Origin of the sequence: Sphingobium mellinum (assembly GCF_037860795.1) — a bacterium.
Lineage (GTDB): Bacteria > Pseudomonadota > Alphaproteobacteria > Sphingomonadales > Sphingomonadaceae > Sphingobium > Sphingobium mellinum.
Genome location: NZ_JBANRK010000013.1, coordinates 20,564 through 39,744, shown reverse-complemented (window position 1 = coordinate 39,744; position 19,181 = coordinate 20,564). Strand labels below are relative to the sequence as shown.

Below are 19,181 nucleotides of genomic sequence, written 5' to 3'. Positions count from 1 at the left end.
ATCTCCGCTAGCAGGACATTGGCCGCCCAGCAGCCGCAACGCCGCCGCTGATCCATTCAGGATAATAAACGGCAGGTTTATCCGAAACCCGACACGCACAGTCGTGCAAAGGAATGGCGGTTTTGTCCCATGCTCAGGCGATCCGGGCAGCGGTGAATGGCGAAGCGTGAGGTCAGCATCCACGAAGAGACCAAACTGTCGTAGGCGGTTCTGGTCCTTACATTTGCGCTGCGGCCCAGGTTTCGGCATCGACAAGTTCCATGATCTGCACGAAGCGCAGATCGCGAACCGGGCCGGGCGCTGACAGCGCCTGCGTGAGCTTGGCTTCGTCGATAAGGCCGAAGTCGGCCAGACGGCCGCCGAGCAGCGTGTCGCGGATGGCTTTGCGCTCCCTGTCGAAGATCGCCGCGACGAAGCCGGTGGGCGTGCCCTTTGATCGGCGCGCGATGATTTCTTGGGGGAGTTCGGGCGCGAAGGCGCGACGCGCGGTCGCCCGATCCCGTCCCGGCGCGAGCCAGTGCCAGCTCGGAACACGAAGGCAGGCTTCCACCACGGGCTGCGAGACCAACGGTGAAATTGCCTGCTGCGGTGCCTGGGCATTGATCGCCTCCACCAGATTCTGCGCCGGGGCGAGCAGGGCAACGTGGCTTGCACGACCGGGCAGGACACCTTCCGGCGGCAGGAACCAGGGGTGCGCGATGGTGTCGGCGACGATCGATCGTGCCACATCGGAGAGAAACGTGACTGCCGGCGGCTGGCGCGGGGCTGGTGAGCGCAACCAAGCGCGATGTACCGCGCGCCAGGCCAGTGCCCAGGTCCCGGTCTGGCCCAGGTCGCCGAGTGCTCGCGCGGCGCTCCAAAATCGCTTGTCCAGACCGCCGGTGGCGAGGCAGTCGGCGAGAATCGAAACGGTGCGCGAAGCGAAGAAGACATTGTCGCCACCGCCGCCATCGATGAGGAGATCGGCTCCGCAGCGCTCTGCGGTTTCGGCCGCTACCGTGTCCTGCGCCTGCGTAAAGCAGCGATGCACCGGATAGGGCATATGCGCCGCACCCGAGCGCCGGACATCGACGCAGTCCAAATCAAAAGTCCGCGTCAGCAGTTCGATGCCAGCAGACCGGGCGACCATTCCGGCATAGCGCCTCTCGTCGCTCGCAGCGTCATCGCCGATAAGGTTGAGACCGGTCACCTCCGTGCTTGCCGCTTTGAGACTGGCGGCCACGATCGCCGAATCGAGGCCACCGGAAAGCAGCAGGACGGCGCGATCATGGCCGGCGGCGCGGGCGCGCACGGCAAGATGTACCGCATTGCGCACGACGCGAGCCGCTTCCCCAGGATCGTCGATCATCCGGTCCTGGGTGGCGAAGGCCCAGGGCGACCATAATGTCTCGCATTCTACCCCGTTCGCCAAGACGAGCAGGCGATCACCGCCGCGCAGTTCCTCCAAGCCGTTGAGGCAGGTCTCGCTGCGCCGCCATTCCGGATAGGCGATGTGACGCGCAAGGGCGCCGCGATCGATGGCGAAGCGGCATCCGAGATCCGACAGCAGTGCCAGATCGGACGCGACCAGGAGCGCGCCGCCGCCCCGGGCATGATAGCATCCCAGGTCGCCCATCGGTGCTCGCAAGACCGCCATGCACCTGACGTCGGTCGTGAAGGCGACATAGCTGCCCCAATAGCGTTCGATCAGTCTCTCGCCCCGCGACCAGGCGATCGCCGTCCATGCCGCATCGTCAAGCGTGGTTTCCGGCCGCGTGCTACCGCGATAGAACAGCTCGCCGACTATCGCATGGCTGCCAGCCTGTGTAACCCTGTGCCGGTGGTCGCTCCACAGCATCAAGCGATCGGTTTCGATCAGCGGCACGAGCGATGCCGCAGCCTTGCGCGCGCTATTGATCCGCCCCGGAGATAGCGGCTCGGCGGTGGTCGCGATCAGCGCGAGAAAGCGGCGCCTCGTCATAAGGCCAGGATCGGCGTGAAGGTCCGCACCATGTCGACGCGGTCGTTGACGAGCCGGTCGTTATGCTGAACCCAGCAATGGGCGGAGAATGGCCCGAGTTGTACCCCCAGTACGACGTCGGGCCGTATTCCCTTCGCGATCATGAGCGATGCCACCGCGATGGAGTTCGCAAGGCAGAGGTCGATCTGGCTGGCAAGGTGCGCCGCCGAAACGAACCCGGCCATGATCCGTTCTACCTGCCTTTCGGGCAAGGCACGGGATGTCGATAAGCGCGACTTGCGGGTCGACAACCAGGAAAGGGTCCGGCCGAGACCTGCCATCTTCAATCGTGCGCGCGTGGCGGCAAGGCAGCACAGAGCGCTGGTCGTCCCCGCGAAGGCAGGCAGCGGAAGGTCGAGATCGAGAATACTTGTCTGCGGCATGACGATCGGGGGGCAGGCGGCCGGTGCCTCTGGGGCCGCCGAGGCCGTTAGCAGGCCGCGCGCCAGCAGTCCCTGGAGGTGCAAATCGTCTGGCGGCGGGGTCGCGCCTTCCGCCAGCGCCCGGAAGCTGTGCTCGGCTTCTGGCGACAGGCAGAAATACCGGTCCGCAACGATATCGAGAAAGATGATCCGGTCGCCGACGCGGCAGAAGGAGATGCCATTGCGAAGGGTGAAGCCCATGATCGAACGCCCAGGATCGAAGCCCAGATCGGCGCGCGATCCCATGGGACCGCGCGCCGACGCCGTCAGTCGTCGGCAATGCCGAAGAGCTGCTGGCCATTCTTGGCATCGATGACCAGGCCGGCGCCGCCCTTGGTTTCGATGCTGGCGGTGCCGAGGTCGATCACTTCGTCTTCACGTTCCATGATGCACTCCTTCGTCCTGCTGCGAAATGCAGCCATGGCAGACTATGGAGGGCGGCTGCCTATCCGAACTTTATACGGATTCTATATCGATTTTGTTTGGCAGGGCGGCGGGCGTCAGTCCGCGCGGTAGACGGCCCGCACGATGTCGGCGGCAGCGCGGCGGCGGCGGCGATGATAGCTGCGGCACAGGGTTTTCAGGTGCTTGCGTTCGGCGGTCCTGACGGCCTGCCACAGCGCCTGCAGTTCAGCGTGTGTGCCTTCGAGCACATGCTCTTCGACGGTCCTGACGGCATGAAGGCGGGCGTTGAGCCGGTCGAGTGCGTGCGCATGCTCACGATTAGCGGAATGGCGGGCAACGGCCAGAAACGTCGCCGCAGTCCGGTCGGCCAATGCCGCGTCGTCCGCGAGGTCGCCAAGGATCGGAAGTACGGCCGGGCGTCGCCATGCGTTGATGGCAAGCAGGACGAGTTCGGCCGACCAATCGTAGAGATCCTCCAGGCCGGGTTCATCGAGCGCCGGCACATGGAAGCCGCCGGCGCTGCGCGTCTCCACCAGACCCTCGCCGGTCAGCCTGTGGAGCGCGTCGCGCACGGGCGTGACGCTCGCGGCGAGCGGCGCGGCCAGCACCGCCGGATCGAGCCTGTCGCCTGGCCGGAATTCACGGCTCATGATCCGGAGGCGTAGCGCCTCATGGACCCGTTCGGCGGTCGCCCCGGCGTTCACGGCGCTTCTCGCTGTTCCTGCGCATAGGCATCGACCAGCACCTGCTGGTCGGGCCGCAGCGCATCGACGGCGCCGAGCGGCCGGTCCGCGCGCCCGCCCAGCAGCACCGAAGGGCATTGTCCCTCAAAATTACCGAGATTAGGCCGATGCTGGCGATAACCGACCAGCGCCGCCAGATCGGGCGGGAACATACGCGCGACGTCGGGCGGATAGGCGAGCCATTGGTTCTCATAGGGCTTGAGCCAGCCCAAGGCATAGCCGATGACGATTCCGCGTCGCACCTCCCGTGTGCGGTTTGCACCCGCGCCGTGGAGCGTCGAGCCGAGGAACAGAAGCGCCGCGCCGGGAGCCATCTCGGCGGCGAGAGGCGCGCCGTCCGGCTCGGCCAGGGCATTGACGCCATGGCTCTCCGGCCAGACACGCGTGGCGCCATTTTCCTCCGTAAAATCGGTCAGCGGCCACATCACATTGACGAGATATTCGGCCTCGCCGACCGGGCCGCGCCACATGTCCTGGTCGCGGTGCGGCAATTGCGCCGGCGCGCCGGGATGGACCGCGATCGCCTGGGTTGTATTGAGCTGGATGCACTCGCACCAGGGCGCGAGCACGGCCTCGACGATACCGAGAATGCGCGGGTGCTGGACCAGCGCCGCGGCGCCGGCCGCGCGCGTGAGCAGGCGGCCGAACCGCTTGGTGGTGCTGCCGTAGAAGCCGCCTTGGCCGAACGGCGTCGCCGCGAAATCACCCGCCAGGTCATCGTCGAGCGCGTGGATATGCGCCGGCGGCAGGGCATCGGCAAGGACGCACCAGCCATGGTCGAGAAGATCGCGCGCGCTGCGGGCGATCTCGTCGTCGAGCCTGTCGATCATTGTCCTGCTCCTTTTTTCAGGCCGCGATGCGCTGGCTGTACCGGATGGCCGGTGTCGCCTGGATGCCCGCCGCGGCGAGCAGGCCGGGCGTGTCGGGGGCGATGTCGATGCGCAGCGCCGCCAGCATCGCGCCATCGACGACTTGCGGCAGTCCGAGCGGACGGCAGCGCCAGCCGAAGGCGAGGATCTGCTGGAACCAGCCCATTTCGGCGATTGCGCTGTAGCCGGTGATGCCATGATCCAGCGCATGATCGACGAGCGAGGTCACCAGCGTGTCGCGCACCGCGCGGCGCTCGGCCGCGCGCAGCCGGCGGTCGAGACAGAAGCGGGTGATCTCGAAGATGTCCGGGGCGCGCGGCGGCCCGTCCTCGCACAGGCCCGGATAGAGGCTGTCAAGTATATGCGGTCGCGTGGTCGGCAGCAGGCGCGCCGAGCCCAGGTGCGACCCGTCGGGTTCGGCGAGGATCAGATAGGTGGCGTTGAGATCGTCGAACTGGTCGACTTCATAGCGGCCCTCGAGGACCGGAACATCCCATTTGAGCAGGTCGACGAAGACCGACTTGCGCGCGGCGAACATCGCGCGCAGCGCCGCGTCCGACGCGGACGGCGGGGCGGATTGCAGGATATGCAGCATGGCACTTGCTCCCTTGGCCGTGATCGGCCGAGGGTCGGCGAGATGCCGGTCGCAGCGCTATGCCCGAAAAGGGGCATAGCGACGGCGAAAGATATCCGAGAAGGTGAGGGTTCCGTCGAACAGCGTCCGGATCACCAGCAATGTCCGCTTGTTCACGCCGTAGCGCTCGCAGGCCTGCTTGATATGCCGGGCCACCGTCTCTTCGCTGATCCCCAGGATGCGGCTGATCTCCCAGTCGCCCTTGCCGCGCGCAACCCACAGAACGCAGTCGCGCTGCCGGTCGGTCAGTGCTGGCACTGGACGCGACAAGAGCCCGCCGCGTCCCATCCACAATCGGCGCGCTGCTTCGAATGCGAAATTGCCGGCGAGTTGCGCCATCGGCAGCATGACGTGCGGCAGCGGCCGCCCCGATTCGCCCGCAAAGGAGCAGGAACCGCGCGCTTCGCCCGGAACATGGGCCGGAACGGTGAAGCCATCGCCGATGCCCTGTGCGCGGCCGAGCTCCAGGATCCGATGATCGGCCGGCGTCAACGGGATCATCGCCGCTATCTGCGACCAGGAAAAACCGATGCTGGTGACATGGCTCGCGCGATGCACCGGGTCGCTCACGCCCAGGGCGTTCTCGTCATAATAGTCCGCCCAGCGCCGCGGATAATTATGCAGCCGGATCGCCGCGTCACCGGCCGTGGCCACGTCGACATGATGGCTGAGCGCGAAATACTGGAAGCCCAGCTCCATGCTGATGGCGGCCATGGCCGCCGCAAGCTCATCTGCGCTGCCGACCGTTTCGACGATGCGCGCAAGCTGCATCGCCATGCCCGAATAAGGCATCTGGTCCTGTCGCGACCGTCGGCGGCGTCTCGTGCTGCCCGAATCCCGGCGATCGCCCTTTCTTGGTCCTGTGGGCCAGGCGGCGGGGCCTCAAGCCGTCGCCGGGCGACTCCTGTCATGGAAGTGTCATATCATGTTGGTCAGGCGCGCAGAAGTTGTCTTGTGCGATGCAGCATCTGTGCCTCCGCGCTGTTCGCGGGTTTCTGCCCGTGACGCTGAAGCAGGCGTGGCGCGAGAGCACCGCTTATGCCCGGCCGCGGGGTATCGATCGCACCGGGCTCATGTGGGAGTGGTTGCGTCGCGATCCTGATTACATCGCCTGGCATGCCCGGGCGAGCAGCGTTACCCGCGGCAGTCCGGATCCGCGCGCGTGGGGGCTGCACTTTCGCTGAAGATCCGGCCCGGTCGGCACCCGAGGCGCGGATCATCTGGCATGCCGATCTCGATCCTGGAACGCTGCGCGTTGAAGCGATCCCCACCGGTCGCGCCGATCCCGATGGCCTCGATCTGGAACGAGTCGCCGCTTGGCTGACCGTCGTCACCGATCCGGACGGCTATGACCATGCCGTCCTCTCGGATGGTCGCCACCATATCCGGCTCGATGTGGCACATGGCCGGCTGGCAGGCGAGACGAGGGTTCATCTGCACTATCGGTTGCATGGGCTCGGCAGCGCCGAGCTCGGCATTTTGCCGCTGCGCCGCCTCCTCCATCTCCAGCAACATCGCCGCTTCGCCCGCTCACTGTACCCGCGCGACCCCTGGATCGAACGCGGCATCCAGTTGCTGCGCGTCCATGACGCGCTGGTCGACGGCGCGAGCCAGCGCGAAATCGGGGCCGTCTTGTTTGGCGAGGCGCGCGTGGCCGAGGACTGGAACGACCGATCCGACTCGCTGCGTTCGCGCGTCCGCCGGCTGGTGCGCGAGGCAAGAACCTTGGCGTCGGGCGGGTATCGCGAACTAATGCGGCGGCGCCACCGATGAGGGGGAGCGGTGGTTGTACATCGGCGAGGACGTCTAGACGGGCGCCTCGCGCCGGGGCTGCGCCGCCGGCGCGACCGCGCTCTATGGCTGCGGCGTTCGTCGCGCTGGCGCTCCGACGCCTCGCCACCGAGCCCCGGCGGCGCCGGGTCTCGGCCTGGCGGTGACGATCGCTGGCGCGGCCACCACGACCGACAGTGCTGTGGAGAACGTCAGGTCATGCTGCGTTGTGGACGGAAGCGTGCCGTCGGCGGATTTTACCTAGTGACGAGTGGATTCTGCGCCCGCCAACGCTGAAACATGGCAGCGAGGTCCGCCACGATGCCACCCTCGCGTTGCGCGATGTCGATGCTCCGCAGGTGCAGCCGGTCCGTGCTGCCGTGGATCAGGTAATCGGTAGCGAACGGACCCGATCCGAGACCGGGATGGTGCGGATAGAGGAGAATAAGATCGGGGCAGGCATAGAGCTGCCCATAGGCCATCATCTGATAGACATCGGTCTGACTGCCAGCTTGCCGAACTGAAGGCCGCGCGCGAATCCGGTGTGTTGGTACAGGGACGGCAGGCAGCGGCATCCGCCGAAGCACCGACGGCCAGCGTACCTGCTGGAGAGGGTGCCCAGCCCAGTCCGCCGAAACTGGCGCTCGATCCGACGACCGATCCCAATGCCCAGGGACGCAAGGAAGCCTTCGTCGGGAATCTCGATCCGCGCGGCGACGTCAATCCCCATGTCCTGACACCGCCGCTATCACCCTACACCCTGTCGGCGGGCAGTGTGATTTCCGCGAGCCTGATAACCGGCCTGCGTTCCGACCTGCCGGGGCTGGTTACCGCGCAAGTCACCGAGAACACCTATGACAGCGCCACGGGGCGGATCCTGCTCATTCCGCAAGGCGCGCGGCTAATCGGCAGTTACGACTCGGTCGTGGCATTCGGCCAGAGCCGCGCGCTGATCGTCTGGCAGCGGATCGTCATGCCCGATGGCTCATCGTTGCGCATAGACAACGTGCCCGCCACCGATCCCTCGGGCTATGCGGGCCTGTCGGACAAGGTGGATTTTCACACCTGGGCTCTGCTCAAGGGCGTGGCGATATCGACCCTGCTCGGCGTGGGTGCGAACCTGACGTTCACCGGCGAAAGCGACCTCGTCCAGGCGATCCGGGAGTCGACGCAGCAGAACGTGTCCCGCGCCGGCGACCAGATCACATCCCGCAATCTCCAGGTCCAGCCGACGATCACGATCCGGCCCGGTGCCCCGGTACGGCTGATCGTCCATCGCGATCTCATTCTCGCGCCGTGGCGCAATTAGGAGGAACATATGCCGGAACTCAAGCTCCCCAAGCTGCCGGACAGAACGGCGATCAAGCTGTCCATCACCGTCACGCCAGACCTGCATCAAATGCTCCAGGACTATGCCGCGCTCTATGCAGAGTCCTATGGGCGCGAAGAGCCGATTGCAGAACTCATTCCAGCAATGCTGGCCGCATTCCTCGAAAGCGACCGGGCCTTCCTGCGCTCGCGGCGTGTCCCGGTGCGATGATGATCGCCTACGTTTCCGGCAATGGCACAGGTCGCGATCTGGATGCCCTGCGTGCCGCTGGGTGGCGGCTGATGATATCAGCACGCGGTGTCTATCGCACTGAGGGATACCTCTATGCGCTCGACAACGGCGCGTGGACCTCGTTCCGGGTGGCGAACCCTTGCATGCAGCCGCGTTCGAGAGGCTGGCTGGCAGGAAGGGTCACAATATGACGCTCAATTGCCTGCGATCGCGGCCATGACGAGATCACCGACCATCGAAGAGCGCAGACAGGCGAGGCAGGAAGCCCTTGCCGCTCTTGAGGCATTGCCGACCGAGCCGATCAGCGTGCGGGTATCCACTGCGGTGAAGCTCACGGGCATCCCCCGATCGACGCTTTACGAGTTGATCAAGTCCGGCGAGATCGAGACCGTCAAGATCGGCAGATCGACATTCATCCCCTATCGCTGCCTGAGGCGGCTGGTTGAAGGCTGAAGCAGCAAATTGTCGAAGGCGTACGCGCGGCGACGCAGAAAAATGTTCCTGATCGGGAATAAATGCGGCGGCCGAAGATCGATAGGAGCGTCATATTCCCGATCGGGAACATGGATAGTCATCGTCTCGACAAGATTGTTTCGTTTGCGATGACGACAATATCGTCCGACTTCTTCCGTGCTCACTTATCCGCGCAGGAGTTCAGAATCGGCGTCATCACTTTTACATGCGCGTCGATACGCTCGAGCACCTTCGCAGGGACGACGGCGCGCTCCGGCAGATGCCACCAATGCTCATTGACGCGAGCCACCGTCTCCACGACGGCTTGGAGAACCGCCGGCTCGGGCAGCCTCGCGCGGTTCGCGAAGGATTTCCAGCGCGGTGCCGACAGCGCCTTGAACGACCGTTCGCCACCAAGTGACAGCGCCATGCTGTCTGTGGGAATGTAAGGGATAGTCGATAATACGTCATAGATCGGCGCGAGCGCGGGCGTACTGCCGTCATCACGATAGATCAGCGACCAGTTCTTCAGGTGCATGTCGCCATTGCCGGTCACCACCGCCAGCGCGAGCCGGCGCACAAATTCGAGCGCGGAGGCAGGGGACACGGCCGCGTTCACGGCGGCAGCCACATCGTGATAGGCCGCCCCCTCATATTTGCGCGAAGGATAGACGCCAAACACCTGGGCGAAGTCCTCGATGTGGATCCTCTCACCCTGCCGGCCACGGTCAAAACGCCTGATGAGAAGAACCTTGCCTTCCGACAGCGTGTCGAAATCCTCCGGTATTCCCTCAAAATCGGATTTCTCGACCAGTTCGCGCTCGGGCACGTCCATGCCGATCGCGGCCGCCAGGGCGAGATTGGCAAACTCGTTCTCGGACACGCCAGGAAATGCCGTGGAGGGGAACTTCGCGATATATTGCCCCTGGTTGTCATCGAGCGGAAGCGTCAGGCCGCCCCCCTTGCCGGTATTCTTCATCACCGACAGCTTCATCTGCACGCCCGCGAGTGAAAAACGCGCCTTCGGCTTTCCCTTTGCACTGTCCTGCAACGTTACTTTCGTGCCGTCACTCGGCAGGACCCGGACGGCTCCCGGCAGATCCGCGCCGAGCGCCGCCAACAGGTCGAAATCATTGCCCGGACGGACGGCGCCTGCATGATGCTTTTCCATCGCCTCGCGCAGCTTGTCTTCTGGTAGCAGGTTGGCGAAGAAGGCCGGCAATGCCCCGCTCACCGGCTTGGGATCCTTGCGCAAGCCCCCGGTGGCCGCGCGAAAGGACAGGCTGAGGATCGGCACACCGCCAGTCGTCCGGTATGCCTCGTCAAAGCTGAACGCGTTGAAGTCACCGGGCGTCCTGACGATCACACCGACCTTCAGAGCATTCAGGAACACGTCCAGGGACTGGATCGCCTGAGGTGCGTGAGAAGTCTGAGCCATGAGGTTCGCCTTCAATCGGGCTGTGAAACAAAGGCGGGCAAGTCGTCGTCGTCACGCGGACGCATCAATGCCCGGACGGCCGGGACCATCGCTTGCGGCACCAGCATCATCTCCAGCCCGAGCGCACGGGAGACATTCATGAGCGTCGTTGCGCGCGCTGCAGCAATGCCCGTTTCGATATCGCGATAGCGTGGACGGGATATGCCAGCCAGATCGGCCACCTGTTCTTGCGTCAACCCGGCCGCCAGCCTCGCCTGCCGCAGGAGGTCGCCGAGTTCGCGCAGAGTTTCGGATATAGCGTTCACGGTGATCCCTATACGATTCAAAATGAAATCACATGAAGCGTCTACATATCTTGCTTCAACCGGCACGTCAAATTTGAATGATCCCTTTTCATATCATATAGGCTGAATGAGACATGTAAACGTATCATGATTTGGATAACGTCTGCCCGTTCAGGAGCGAAGAGAACAAGCGACTGGTAGCGACGAGGCGCTGGGAAATGGCATCTTCAGGGTCTGGCGGCCCATGATCTGTCCGAAATTTGCAGTCGTATTTCGGACAGCGGCGGCTCCTCACGCCGGGTCAAGCGCTTCGGGATGCGCAGATTTCAGGTTATCGTTCCGCGCGAAAATTAGGTTTCGTGTTTGGAACGGTCGGAATCGTGCCATCCGAATCACTCGCCTGATTGACCTGCTTTCAGGTCGGAATTTTCCGTCGAAGGACTCGAACCTCTGAAGCAAAAAGTCCCAGGGTATCGATTATGGTATCTACCGACGACAGACGTTGTATTCTATTGAATTATAATAACAAATTTGCCGTTTTTGAGTCCTCTTCTGCTCGAAGTCCGTGGACGTTCAGCAGCGTCCGGCCATGTCCAGAACGGCGCTTGCGACTTGAGGCGGTATGACCCCCGATTCCCTGTGATGTCATCAGCCCGTTGGGTAGGCAGGTGCCCACCTTCACCGCACGGGTGAGGTCGGCATCAAACCGTTACATGCGATAATTCAGCGTCACGCCGATGGTGCGGAATGAGTTCGGGCCGAAATTCTGCCAGTAATTGCCGCCCAACGCACCGTCGCTCCGCCCGGTGGGACCAGTGTAGAAATTGGCGACCGGATCGGCAAGAATATAGCTTGGCACGCGCTTGTCGAACAGGTTGCGTACGAAGGCCGTCAGGGACAGTCGGTCATCGGAGCTCCGGGCACCGATCGAAAGGCCGACAATCGCATTTGCTTTGACGCGCGTTTGAGGATCGTTTGTCTGGGAGAATTTGAAGGAACTGCGATGGTAGACGTCACCCTGCAAGAAGCCGATCCAATCACCCGAAACCGGATGCTCGTAACGGGCCGTAGCTGTCGTGGTCCATCGCGGCGCGTTCGCGAGCTGGTTTCCGCTTACATCTGTTGTCCCGTTTGGCAGGCAGACATTCGTGCCACTCATGCCTGTCGGCTGACCATAGTAACATGGAATGCCAGACAGGTCCTTATATTCGGTATGATTGTACGTGGTACCACCGCTGATCGTCAGACCTGCGAACGGCAGCGCCGTGAATTCGACTTCGACGCCCCTGGTCTTCAATTGACCCGCGTTGAGAGTCATGAAGCCGGCCGCGGTGCCCTGCTTTTGCGCCTGCGTTTGATATCCATCGAAGATGGTATCGAACAGCGCCACGTTCAACCGGAGCCTGCGGTCCAGAATCGTGGACTTGAGACCCAGTTCGATGCTCTTGGGTATCTCGGGATTGACGGCGGCTCCACTGAGCTGGTCGAACGTCGGCCCCTTATAGCCTCGCGAGTAGGTGGCATAGGCAAGCACATCCGGCGCGACCTTATAGTCGATACCAAAGCGATAAGACAAATTATTGTTGGTGAGCCGACGAGTGAAATGGGTGTCAGGCCCGTAGAGAGGCAGGATAGCCGCCGGATTGGTCAGGTCCAGACTATAGCCGATATCGTCATGCGTGTAGCGGGCGCCTGCGGTCAGTGCCAGATTTTCAGTGAGCTTGAATTGACCCTCGAAAAATCCAGCATAGCTCTTGGTCGGGGAAGTGCCATCTATATATCCGCCTAGGAGTGACAACCCGGGGGGAACAGGTGCTCCTAAGTTTGCGCCCTGCAGGAGAAACTCCCGCGCAACAAGGTTCAGATAGAAGAACCCCAACTGGTAGCTGAGCCGGCCTTCCTGTGGTGATGAAAGGCGCAGTTCTTCGGTCGTTTGATGACGCGTTTGGCCGCCGGTATTGACATTGAAGAGGTCGGCCGTCGTCGTATCGGTGTCAATCGAGGTGTTCATCTTGTAGTTGCGGTATGCAAGTACGTTGGTCAGCGTATAGCCGCCGCCCAGTTCGAATTCCGCTTTGAGCTGCACGCCATACACCGTGGAGTCGTTGTCATCAGGGACGTCCGTGGCGATACGGGCGTTGTTGGGGGACGCGAAAATGCCGTTGGACGCATTGATCGTGTCGATCAAACCACCCGGCGCGGTGAAGCGATGCACGAGGACACCTTCACCGGGTCCTTTAGAACGTTGATAGTCGCCCGCGAGCGTCAGGTGGATAGCATCGGTCGGCTCCCAAAGATATTTGAGGCGTCCGCCATAGGCCGTATTGCCGAGGCTCTGATGGAGCATCACGTCGCGAACGTAAGCATCCTGACGTGTGACGAACGCCGAAAGCCGAACCGCTGAATTGCTCGTGACAGAAAGGTTCGCCGCCACTTGGAGCGTTCCGATATTTCCGGATCCCGGCGCGGTCGTGTTGCCGTACTGGGCATTGGCCAGCAGCTCGGTACGCCCCAGTTTTGGTTGCGTCGTAACGATATTGATCAGGCCGGCCGCCGCGTTTTTCCCGAACAACATTCCCTGGGGTCCGCGCAGAACTTCGACACGTTCGAGATCGAAAAACTGGATATTGCCGAATTGCGGGCGGCTCATAGCGACATCGTCGATAACGATACCGACGCTCGACTCGACCTGCGGCCCGAAGACGGTCGTCCCGATACCGCGAATAGCGAAGTTGACGGCACCAGCCTGCTGATTGCTCGATTGCACCTGCAAGCTTGGAGTCAGGTTCACGAGCTGATAGGCATTGAGAACCTGATGCTGCTCGAGGGCGGCTGAGCTTACAACGCTGACGGCTACCGGGACGGTCTGGGCGCTCTCGCTGCGTCGGCGTGCGGTGACGATGATGTCCTGCAGCCCTTTACCGTCGGTGGACGCGGCTTGCCTTGCTCCAGTTGGCGCAGAATTGGCGACTGAAGCGGCAGTCGCAGCCACCTCTTGCGCCTGTGCCACGCCCGCGCAAAGCGCAGTAGCCGCCCCCCCAGTCATCAGCAGTTGCCGTATCATCATCTCACCCTCCCTATGAGCAAGGCCGTACCCTTTTTGCGAGCGAAGCAGGGAATCGGCCAAACATTCCAATAATTTTCTATATGAAATAAATGTTCTGTCAAGAGGGCCTTCTACAATTTACAGCCACGGGCGCTTCATCGCCAGCCCGCGCTGGGAGAAGTGCCCGGCAGGATAGCCGCTCAAGCTCTTAGCTGCCGTGCCCTATAATGCCGTAATCGCGAACCGTTCCGGCCAAGGAGCGAGAGGTGACGCTTCTAGGGCGATGCTTGACCGAATAAAATTTCCACACTATTCCACTCATGGAACGGGGGTATCCGAGGGAGCCCTGGATCCGGGCGCGCCGAAAACCCTTTCGGACCGGAATGAGAAACGCAATGGAGAGAGTGATGAAGACGCAGGCCCCGGCTGACCAGCTGAAGCGATCTCTGGCGGTGACGATTGAAGCCGACGTCCCGGTGCCGATGCGCGATGGCACTGTCTTACTCGCCGATGTCTATACGCCGGAAGGCGACGGGCCGTGGCCCGTCCTGCTGTCGCGCACGCCCTATGGCCGCGCGGCGCCGGATCACCTGATGGTTCTGGAACCCGTGCGTGCGGCGCAAAAGGGCTTCATCATCGTGCATCAGGACACCCGCAGCCGCGGCGGGTCCGAGGGCGAATGGATGCCGTTCCGCCACGAATATGACGACGGCTATGACACCGTCGAATGGGCGGCCCGCCTGCCCAAGGCGAACGGTCGCGTCGGCATGTTCGGCGGCAGCTATGTCGGCAATACCCAATGGATGGCCGCGGCGGCGCAGCCTCCGTCACTGGGCGCCATCTCCCCCATGGTGACGTGGTGCGATCCGATGGACGGTCTCTACGGCCGCGGAGGCGCGATCGAATGGGGAGTGGAGCTGCCCTGGACGACGCAGATGGGGTTCGAGTATATCGCCAAGAACCCCGCACTCCCGCCCGTAGACAAGGCACGACTCGCCGGCGAGTTGCTCGCTGATGTCGACGGCATGAAGGATCGGGGCTATTGGGACCTGCCCGTTCGCCGCAGCCCGACCCTCGAGAAGTACAAGCTGCCGGGCCTGGGCGCGATCCGCGCGATCGACGAGCCCGAGACGGTGGCGTGGTGCCGTGTCGCGGGGCAGCACGACCGGATCGACGTGCCGAGCCTCCATTGGGGCGGGTGGTACGATGTCTTCCTGCAGGGGACGCTCGACAATTACGTCGCGATGGCGGCGGCCGGCAAGGATGCGCGGCTTCTGGTCGGTCCCTGGACGCACGGCATCTTCCGCGATCCAATCGGCGACCTGTGCTTCGGCGCGATGGCGTCGCGACTCTACGCCCCCGTCCACCCGCACGGCGACACCAACGACTTCCAGCTGGCCTGGTTTCGGCGTCACCTGACGCCCGATACGGACGTGGCGCTACCCGACACGCCCGTGCGCATCTTCGTGATGGGTCGTAATGAATGGCGCGACGAGCCGGCCTGGCCGCTGGCGCGCGCCCGCACGGAACAACATTTCCTGCGCAGCGGCGGCGGCCTGACTATGGGCGAACCGGATGCGTCGGAGGACGTCTCGACCTTCACCTACGACCCCGCCGATCCTGTGCCGACGCTTGGCGGCCCGCTCGTCATGGCGGCCGCCTATCCCGCCGGACCGTTGGATCAGGCGCCGGTCGAGGCGCGCGACGATGTGCTGGTCTTTACCTCCGCCCCGCTGGAAGAAGAGGTCGAGGTCACCGGCCGTATCCGCGTCGTGCTGCACGCGGCGAGCTCTGCGCCGTCGACCGATTGGGTCGCGCGGCTGTGCGACGTGCATCCCGATGGACGCTCGATCATCCTGGCCGACGGCATCACGCGCGTCGTGACCGGCGCGGACGCGATCGATCGCCACGAAATCGACCTGTGGTCGACCAGCAACGTGTTTCTGCCCGGACATTGCATCCGCGTGCAGGTGACCAGCAGCTGCTTCCCCCGCTGGGACCGCAATCTCAATACCGGCGATCAGGATGGGACGGCGATGCAGGTCGCGCAGCAGCGCATCTTCCATGATGCCGATCGCCCCTCCTTCATCGCGCTTCCCGTGGTCCCGGGCCGCGGAGAGGCGTCGGCATGAGCCGCCCGGACTATGGCGTAGCGGCGGCCCGTTTCGATGCGGCGGCGGCGCTGGCATCGGTGGCGATGGACTCCGCCGGGCATATGAACGCGGCGGAGGTCTGCTGCGATCGTCATGCCGACGACGGGAACCGGGTCGCGCTGCGTCACCGCAATCCGGCCGGCGAAACCCGCGACTGGACCTTCGCCGAACTGAAGCGGCGGTCGTCGCAGTTCGCGCAGGTGCTGGCGGAGCTGGGCGTGGGCAAGGGCGACCGGGTCGCCGGCCTGCTGCCGCGCACGCCGGAACTGATCATCACCATCCTGGCCGCCTGGCGGCTGGGCGCGGCCTATCAGCCGTTGTTCACCGCCTTCGGGCCAAAGGCGATCGAACACCGTCTCACGCTCGCCGAAACACGGGTGGTGGTCACGGACGGGGCGAACCGTCCGAAGCTGGACGGGCTGGAGCATCTCGCCGCCATCGTCCAGGTCGGCGCGGCGGCGGGGTCTGGCGATCACGATTTCTGGTCGTCGCTCGAAGGCTGCGGCGAAGCGCTGGAGCCGGTCGTCTGTGAAGCGCAAGACCCGTTCCTGATGATGTTCACCTCTGGCACCACCGGGCTGCCCAAGCCGATGTTCATCCCGCTGCGCGCGATCGCGGCGTTCGTGGGCTACATGCGCGACGCGGTTGGCCTGCGCGAGGACGACCGCTTCTGGAACCTCGCCGATCCCGGCTGGGGCTATGGCCTCTATTATGCCGTCATCGGTCCACTGGCGATGGGCATGACCACCCTGTTCCACGAAGGGGCATTCAGCGTCGAGTCGACCTATGCGACGATCGCCGACCATGGCATCACCAGCCTCGCCGGATCGCCCACCGCCTATCGCATGCTGATGGCCGACGGCGCGGAGAAGGCGGCGAAGATCAAAGGGCAATTGCGCGCGGTGAGCAGCGCGGGCGAGCCGCTGAACCCAGAGATCATTCGCTGGTTTGACCAGAATCTCGGCGTGACGATCCACGATCATTATGGCGCGACCGAACTGGGCATGGTGTTGTGCAACCATCACGGCCTCGATCATCCGGTGCGGATCGGATCGGCCGGTTACGCCACGCCGGGGCATCGGGTGGTCGTCTTGTCGCCTGAAGAAAAAGAACTGGGCGTGGGCGTGCCGGGCGAACTGGCGCTCGATATCGCCGGCTCGCCGATGATGTGGTTCACGGGCTATCATGGGCGCGAGACCCCGGCTCTGGGCAAGGCCTATTTCCGCAGCGGCGACATGGTCGAGCTGAACGACGATGGCAGTATCTCGTTCGTGGGGCGCGCGGACGATGTCATCACCACATCCGGCTACCGGGTAGGCCCGTTCGACGTTGAAAGCGCGCTGCTTGAGCATGAAGCGGTGACCGAGTCTGCGGTCATCGGCAAGCCCGACGCCGAACGGACCGAGATCATCAAGGCGTTCGTCGTGCTCAAGCCAGGCTACGAGCCGGGTGCGGACCTGGCCGAGCAGCTGCGGCTCCATGTCCGTGCGCGCCTGTCCGCCCACGCCTATCCGCGCGAGATCGAATTCGTCGCGGACCTGCCCAAGACACCGAGCGGCAAGGTGCAGCGCTTCCTGCTGCGCAACCAGGAAATCGCCAGGACCACGGCACCGGCGTGACGCCGATGGCCCTTTGCATCGGCGGCGGCGAAGCCACGGCGACGACTTTCGAGCTAGTGGACTGAGCGGTGGTCGATCCCGATAAAAGGGTCTCCGCATATGACGCGATCGCCGGCCGCCGCTCGGTGCGCGCCTTCCTTCCCGTCCCGGTCGCCGACGAAGTGATCGACCAGATCCTCACGGCGGCGTCGCGCGCGCCGTCGGGACAGAACATGCAGCCGTGGCAGGTTCACGTCGTGACCGGCGACACGCGCGCTCGACTTTGCGCCGAGGTCACCGCCGCCGTGTCCGCCGGGGAACGCAGTGATGAATATCCGTATTTCCCGGCCGACATCCGCGAGCCCTATCGCAGCTGCCGACGCAAGGTCGGCTTCGACCTCTTCGCGATCTACGGCATCGGCCGAGACGATCTGGAGGGCCGCCAGCGCGCGCTGTTGCGCAATTTCGACTTTTTCGGCGCGCCGGTAGGCCTGTTCTTCACGATGGAGCGCGACTGGGGTTACGGCGCCTGGATCGACATGGGCAATTTCATGACCAATGTCATGACACTGGCGCCGGCGTTCGGGCTGGCGACGTGCCCCCAACAGGCGTGGGCGGAATATGGCGCCGCGGTCCGGCGTGTGTTGCCGGTGCCCAAGCAGCACGTGATCGTCTCCGGCATGGCGCTGGGCTATGCGGACCCGCGCGCTGACGTGAATAGGCTCGTCACCGAGCGCGTGCCGGTGGAACAGTTCGTCATTCGATACGACTGACGTGACACGATCGGGACCGTGCGATTGAGAGCGCCCTATTCACGATACGGGCTGCGCACTGACCTCGTCAGAGGGTTCGTCCGGCAGCGTACGACGGCTGGCGAGCCCGATAGCCAGCGACTGGGCCAGGCACATCGATGCCGATAGCGAGCGAAACCCGCGAACCTCCGACTCGCGGACCTGCAGTACCAGCGCGCCATTCTTCGCGATGGCACCGACCACGCTGTCGGTGATGGCGATCACCGCGCCATGACCGGCGAATGCATCGACGAGGGCGATCGTTTCCGGGCTGTACGGGGCGTAGCTGATTGCCACGAGGACGTCCCCGTCCCGCAGGCCGCGGGCCTGCTGTAGGTGAAGGCCGCCGACCCCGTCGACAAGGACGGTCCGCTTGTCGGCTTGCGCGAGCATGTAGGTAAGATAGCTCGCGACGGGAAAGGAACGACGGAAGCCGGCGACATAGACTGTGTCCGCCTTCTCGATGAGGTCAATGGCCTCGGTCAGTTCGCGCATTCCCACCGAATGGTTCAGATTCTCCAGTGCGAGGATGTTGCCCTTGACGAATTCGGACAGCAATTCGCGCGGCCCCTCCTCCTCGCCCGGCGCGGCATAGCGATGCTGCCGGATCCGCTCGGCATAGCCCAGCGAGCGATCCTCCTGGAGCAGTCCGTCCCGGATCAGCCGCTGCATGGGGCTGGCACCGACGAAGCCGAACGCCTGTGCGAACCGCACGATGGCAGAAGGCTGAACATTGCTGCGTTCGGCCACGACCGCCAGCGTCTCGAACGCGAGGTCGTTGGGCTCGTCCAGGATGTGCCGGGCGATGCGCTGCAAGCGGTCGCTCAGCTCGTCGTAGCGCTCACGTATCGCCAGAAGGAAGCTCTCCAGATCCTCAGGCGGCTTGATCGTCATTTGCATCGTCCTTACAGAACACGAAACGGATCGCAGAACAACCATTTCATACGGCTGTCCGATGAGTCAATCGTACCACCTGACATTTCAGCGGCTTCGTAGGTGGCGGCAATAGCGGCAT

19 protein-coding genes and 1 pseudogene are annotated in these 19,181 nt (G+C 63.8%); 8 read left to right on the top strand and 12 right to left on the bottom strand.

What is annotated here, in order from left to right; translation table 11 throughout:
• Nucleotides 1–217 precede the first annotated feature (217 nt).
• The 7 genes from AAC640_RS13365 to AAC640_RS13335 all read right to left on the bottom strand — a co-directional run bounded on the left by AAC640_RS13365 (nt 218) and on the right by AAC640_RS13335 (nt 5,864).
• Entirely contained in the window at nt 218–1,960 is a 1,743-nt protein-coding gene (locus AAC640_RS13365; protein ID WP_340267046.1) for an asparagine synthase-related protein, read from the bottom strand.
• Nucleotides 1,957–2,667 carry a lasso peptide biosynthesis B2 protein gene (locus AAC640_RS13360; RefSeq protein ID WP_340267044.1) on the bottom strand — a complete coding sequence of 237 codons (711 nt, stop codon included), beginning with the start codon at nt 2,665–2,667 and terminating at the stop codon, nt 1,957–1,959. The genes AAC640_RS13365 and AAC640_RS13360 overlap by 4 nt, the downstream gene beginning before the upstream one ends.
• Before the next feature lie 20 nt (nt 2,668–2,687).
• Nucleotides 2,688–2,807, bottom strand: a complete 120-nt coding sequence (locus AAC640_RS13355) for a benenodin family lasso peptide (RefSeq protein ID WP_129927693.1) — start codon at nt 2,805–2,807, stop codon at nt 2,688–2,690.
• A gap of 114 nt (nt 2,808–2,921) precedes the next feature.
• The gene (locus AAC640_RS13350) at nt 2,922–3,530 is read right to left on the bottom strand and encodes a GntR family transcriptional regulator (RefSeq protein ID WP_340267040.1); all 609 of its coding nucleotides are present in this window, start codon (nt 3,528–3,530) and stop codon (nt 2,922–2,924) included.
• Nucleotides 3,527–4,399, bottom strand: coding sequence for a phytanoyl-CoA dioxygenase family protein (locus AAC640_RS13345; protein WP_340267038.1), 873 nt, complete (start codon nt 4,397–4,399; stop codon nt 3,527–3,529). Before AAC640_RS13345 ends, AAC640_RS13350 begins: the two co-directional genes overlap by 4 nt.
• 16 nt (nt 4,400–4,415) lie before the next feature.
• Entirely contained in the window at nt 4,416–5,033 is a 618-nt protein-coding gene (locus tag AAC640_RS13340) for an acyl-homoserine-lactone synthase (RefSeq protein WP_340267036.1), read from the bottom strand.
• Nucleotides 5,034–5,090: 57 nt separating this feature from the next.
• Nucleotides 5,091–5,864: a LuxR family transcriptional regulator gene (locus AAC640_RS13335; protein WP_340267034.1), complete on the bottom strand. Its 774-nt coding sequence runs from the start codon at nt 5,862–5,864 to the stop codon at nt 5,091–5,093.
• A 167-nt stretch (nt 5,865–6,031) separates the two neighbouring features.
• Here AAC640_RS13335 and AAC640_RS18380 point away from each other — a divergent pair, with 167 nt between their 5' ends.
• A complete protein-coding gene (locus AAC640_RS18380; protein WP_422794995.1) occupies nt 6,032–6,256 on the top strand; it encodes a transcriptional regulator domain-containing protein in 225 nt (74 codons plus the stop codon).
• Entirely contained in the window at nt 6,189–6,845 is a 657-nt protein-coding gene (locus AAC640_RS13330; protein ID WP_340267032.1) for a DNA -binding domain-containing protein, read from the top strand. Before AAC640_RS18380 ends, AAC640_RS13330 begins: the two co-directional genes overlap by 68 nt.
• A gap of 254 nt (nt 6,846–7,099) precedes the next feature.
• Here AAC640_RS13330 and AAC640_RS13325 read toward each other — a convergent pair whose 3' ends face one another.
• The gene (locus AAC640_RS13325) at nt 7,100–7,327 is read right to left on the bottom strand and encodes a hypothetical protein (protein WP_340267030.1); all 228 of its coding nucleotides are present in this window, start codon (nt 7,325–7,327) and stop codon (nt 7,100–7,102) included.
• A 23-nt stretch (nt 7,328–7,350) separates the two neighbouring features.
• On the opposite strand from AAC640_RS13325, the pseudogene AAC640_RS13320 reads away from it, so the two are divergent.
• The 3 genes and pseudogenes from AAC640_RS13320 to AAC640_RS13310 all read left to right on the top strand — a co-directional run.
• Nucleotides 7,351–8,151 (top strand): annotated as a pseudogene (locus tag AAC640_RS13320) (TraB/TrbI/VirB10 family type IV secretion system protein); the annotation flags it as partial.
• 9 nt (nt 8,152–8,160) lie between these two features.
• Nucleotides 8,161–8,382, top strand: a complete 222-nt coding sequence (locus AAC640_RS13315) for a DUF2274 domain-containing protein (RefSeq protein WP_062062182.1) — start codon at nt 8,161–8,163, stop codon at nt 8,380–8,382.
• A 237-nt stretch (nt 8,383–8,619) separates the two neighbouring features.
• Nucleotides 8,620–8,856, top strand: coding sequence for a helix-turn-helix domain-containing protein (locus tag AAC640_RS13310; protein ID WP_340267027.1), 237 nt, complete (start codon nt 8,620–8,622; stop codon nt 8,854–8,856).
• Between the two features lie 181 nt (nt 8,857–9,037).
• On the opposite strand, the gene AAC640_RS13305 is transcribed toward AAC640_RS13310, so the two are convergent.
• From AAC640_RS13305 to AAC640_RS13295, 3 genes are all read right to left on the bottom strand, one after another.
• Entirely contained in the window at nt 9,038–10,294 is a 1,257-nt protein-coding gene (locus AAC640_RS13305; protein WP_340267025.1) for a type II toxin-antitoxin system HipA family toxin, read from the bottom strand.
• Between the two features lie 11 nt (nt 10,295–10,305).
• A complete protein-coding gene (locus AAC640_RS13300) occupies nt 10,306–10,599 on the bottom strand; it encodes a helix-turn-helix domain-containing protein (RefSeq protein WP_062068364.1) in 294 nt (97 codons plus the stop codon).
• 688 nt (nt 10,600–11,287) lie between these two features.
• A complete protein-coding gene (locus AAC640_RS13295; protein WP_340267022.1) occupies nt 11,288–13,642 on the bottom strand; it encodes a TonB-dependent receptor in 2,355 nt (784 codons plus the stop codon).
• 389 nt (nt 13,643–14,031) lie between these two features.
• On the opposite strand from AAC640_RS13295, the gene AAC640_RS13290 reads away from it, so the two are divergent.
• From AAC640_RS13290 to AAC640_RS13280, 3 genes are all read left to right on the top strand, one after another.
• Nucleotides 14,032–15,756, top strand: coding sequence for a CocE/NonD family hydrolase (locus tag AAC640_RS13290; protein WP_340267020.1), 1,725 nt, complete (start codon nt 14,032–14,034; stop codon nt 15,754–15,756).
• Complete coding sequence (locus tag AAC640_RS13285; RefSeq protein ID WP_340267018.1) at nt 15,753–17,396, top strand: AMP-binding protein; 1,644 nt, start codon at nt 15,753–15,755, stop codon at nt 17,394–17,396. Before AAC640_RS13290 ends, AAC640_RS13285 begins: the two co-directional genes overlap by 4 nt.
• A gap of 68 nt (nt 17,397–17,464) precedes the next feature.
• On the top strand, nt 17,465–18,148 hold the full coding sequence (locus tag AAC640_RS13280; protein ID WP_340267016.1) for a nitroreductase: 684 nt from the start codon (nt 17,465–17,467) through the stop codon (nt 18,146–18,148).
• Nucleotides 18,149–18,187: 39 nt separating this feature from the next.
• Here the strand turns inward: AAC640_RS13280 and AAC640_RS13275 are convergent, their stop codons facing one another.
• The gene (locus AAC640_RS13275) at nt 18,188–19,060 is read right to left on the bottom strand and encodes a MurR/RpiR family transcriptional regulator (RefSeq protein WP_340267014.1); all 873 of its coding nucleotides are present in this window, start codon (nt 19,058–19,060) and stop codon (nt 18,188–18,190) included.
• Nucleotides 19,061–19,181 lie beyond the last annotated feature (121 nt).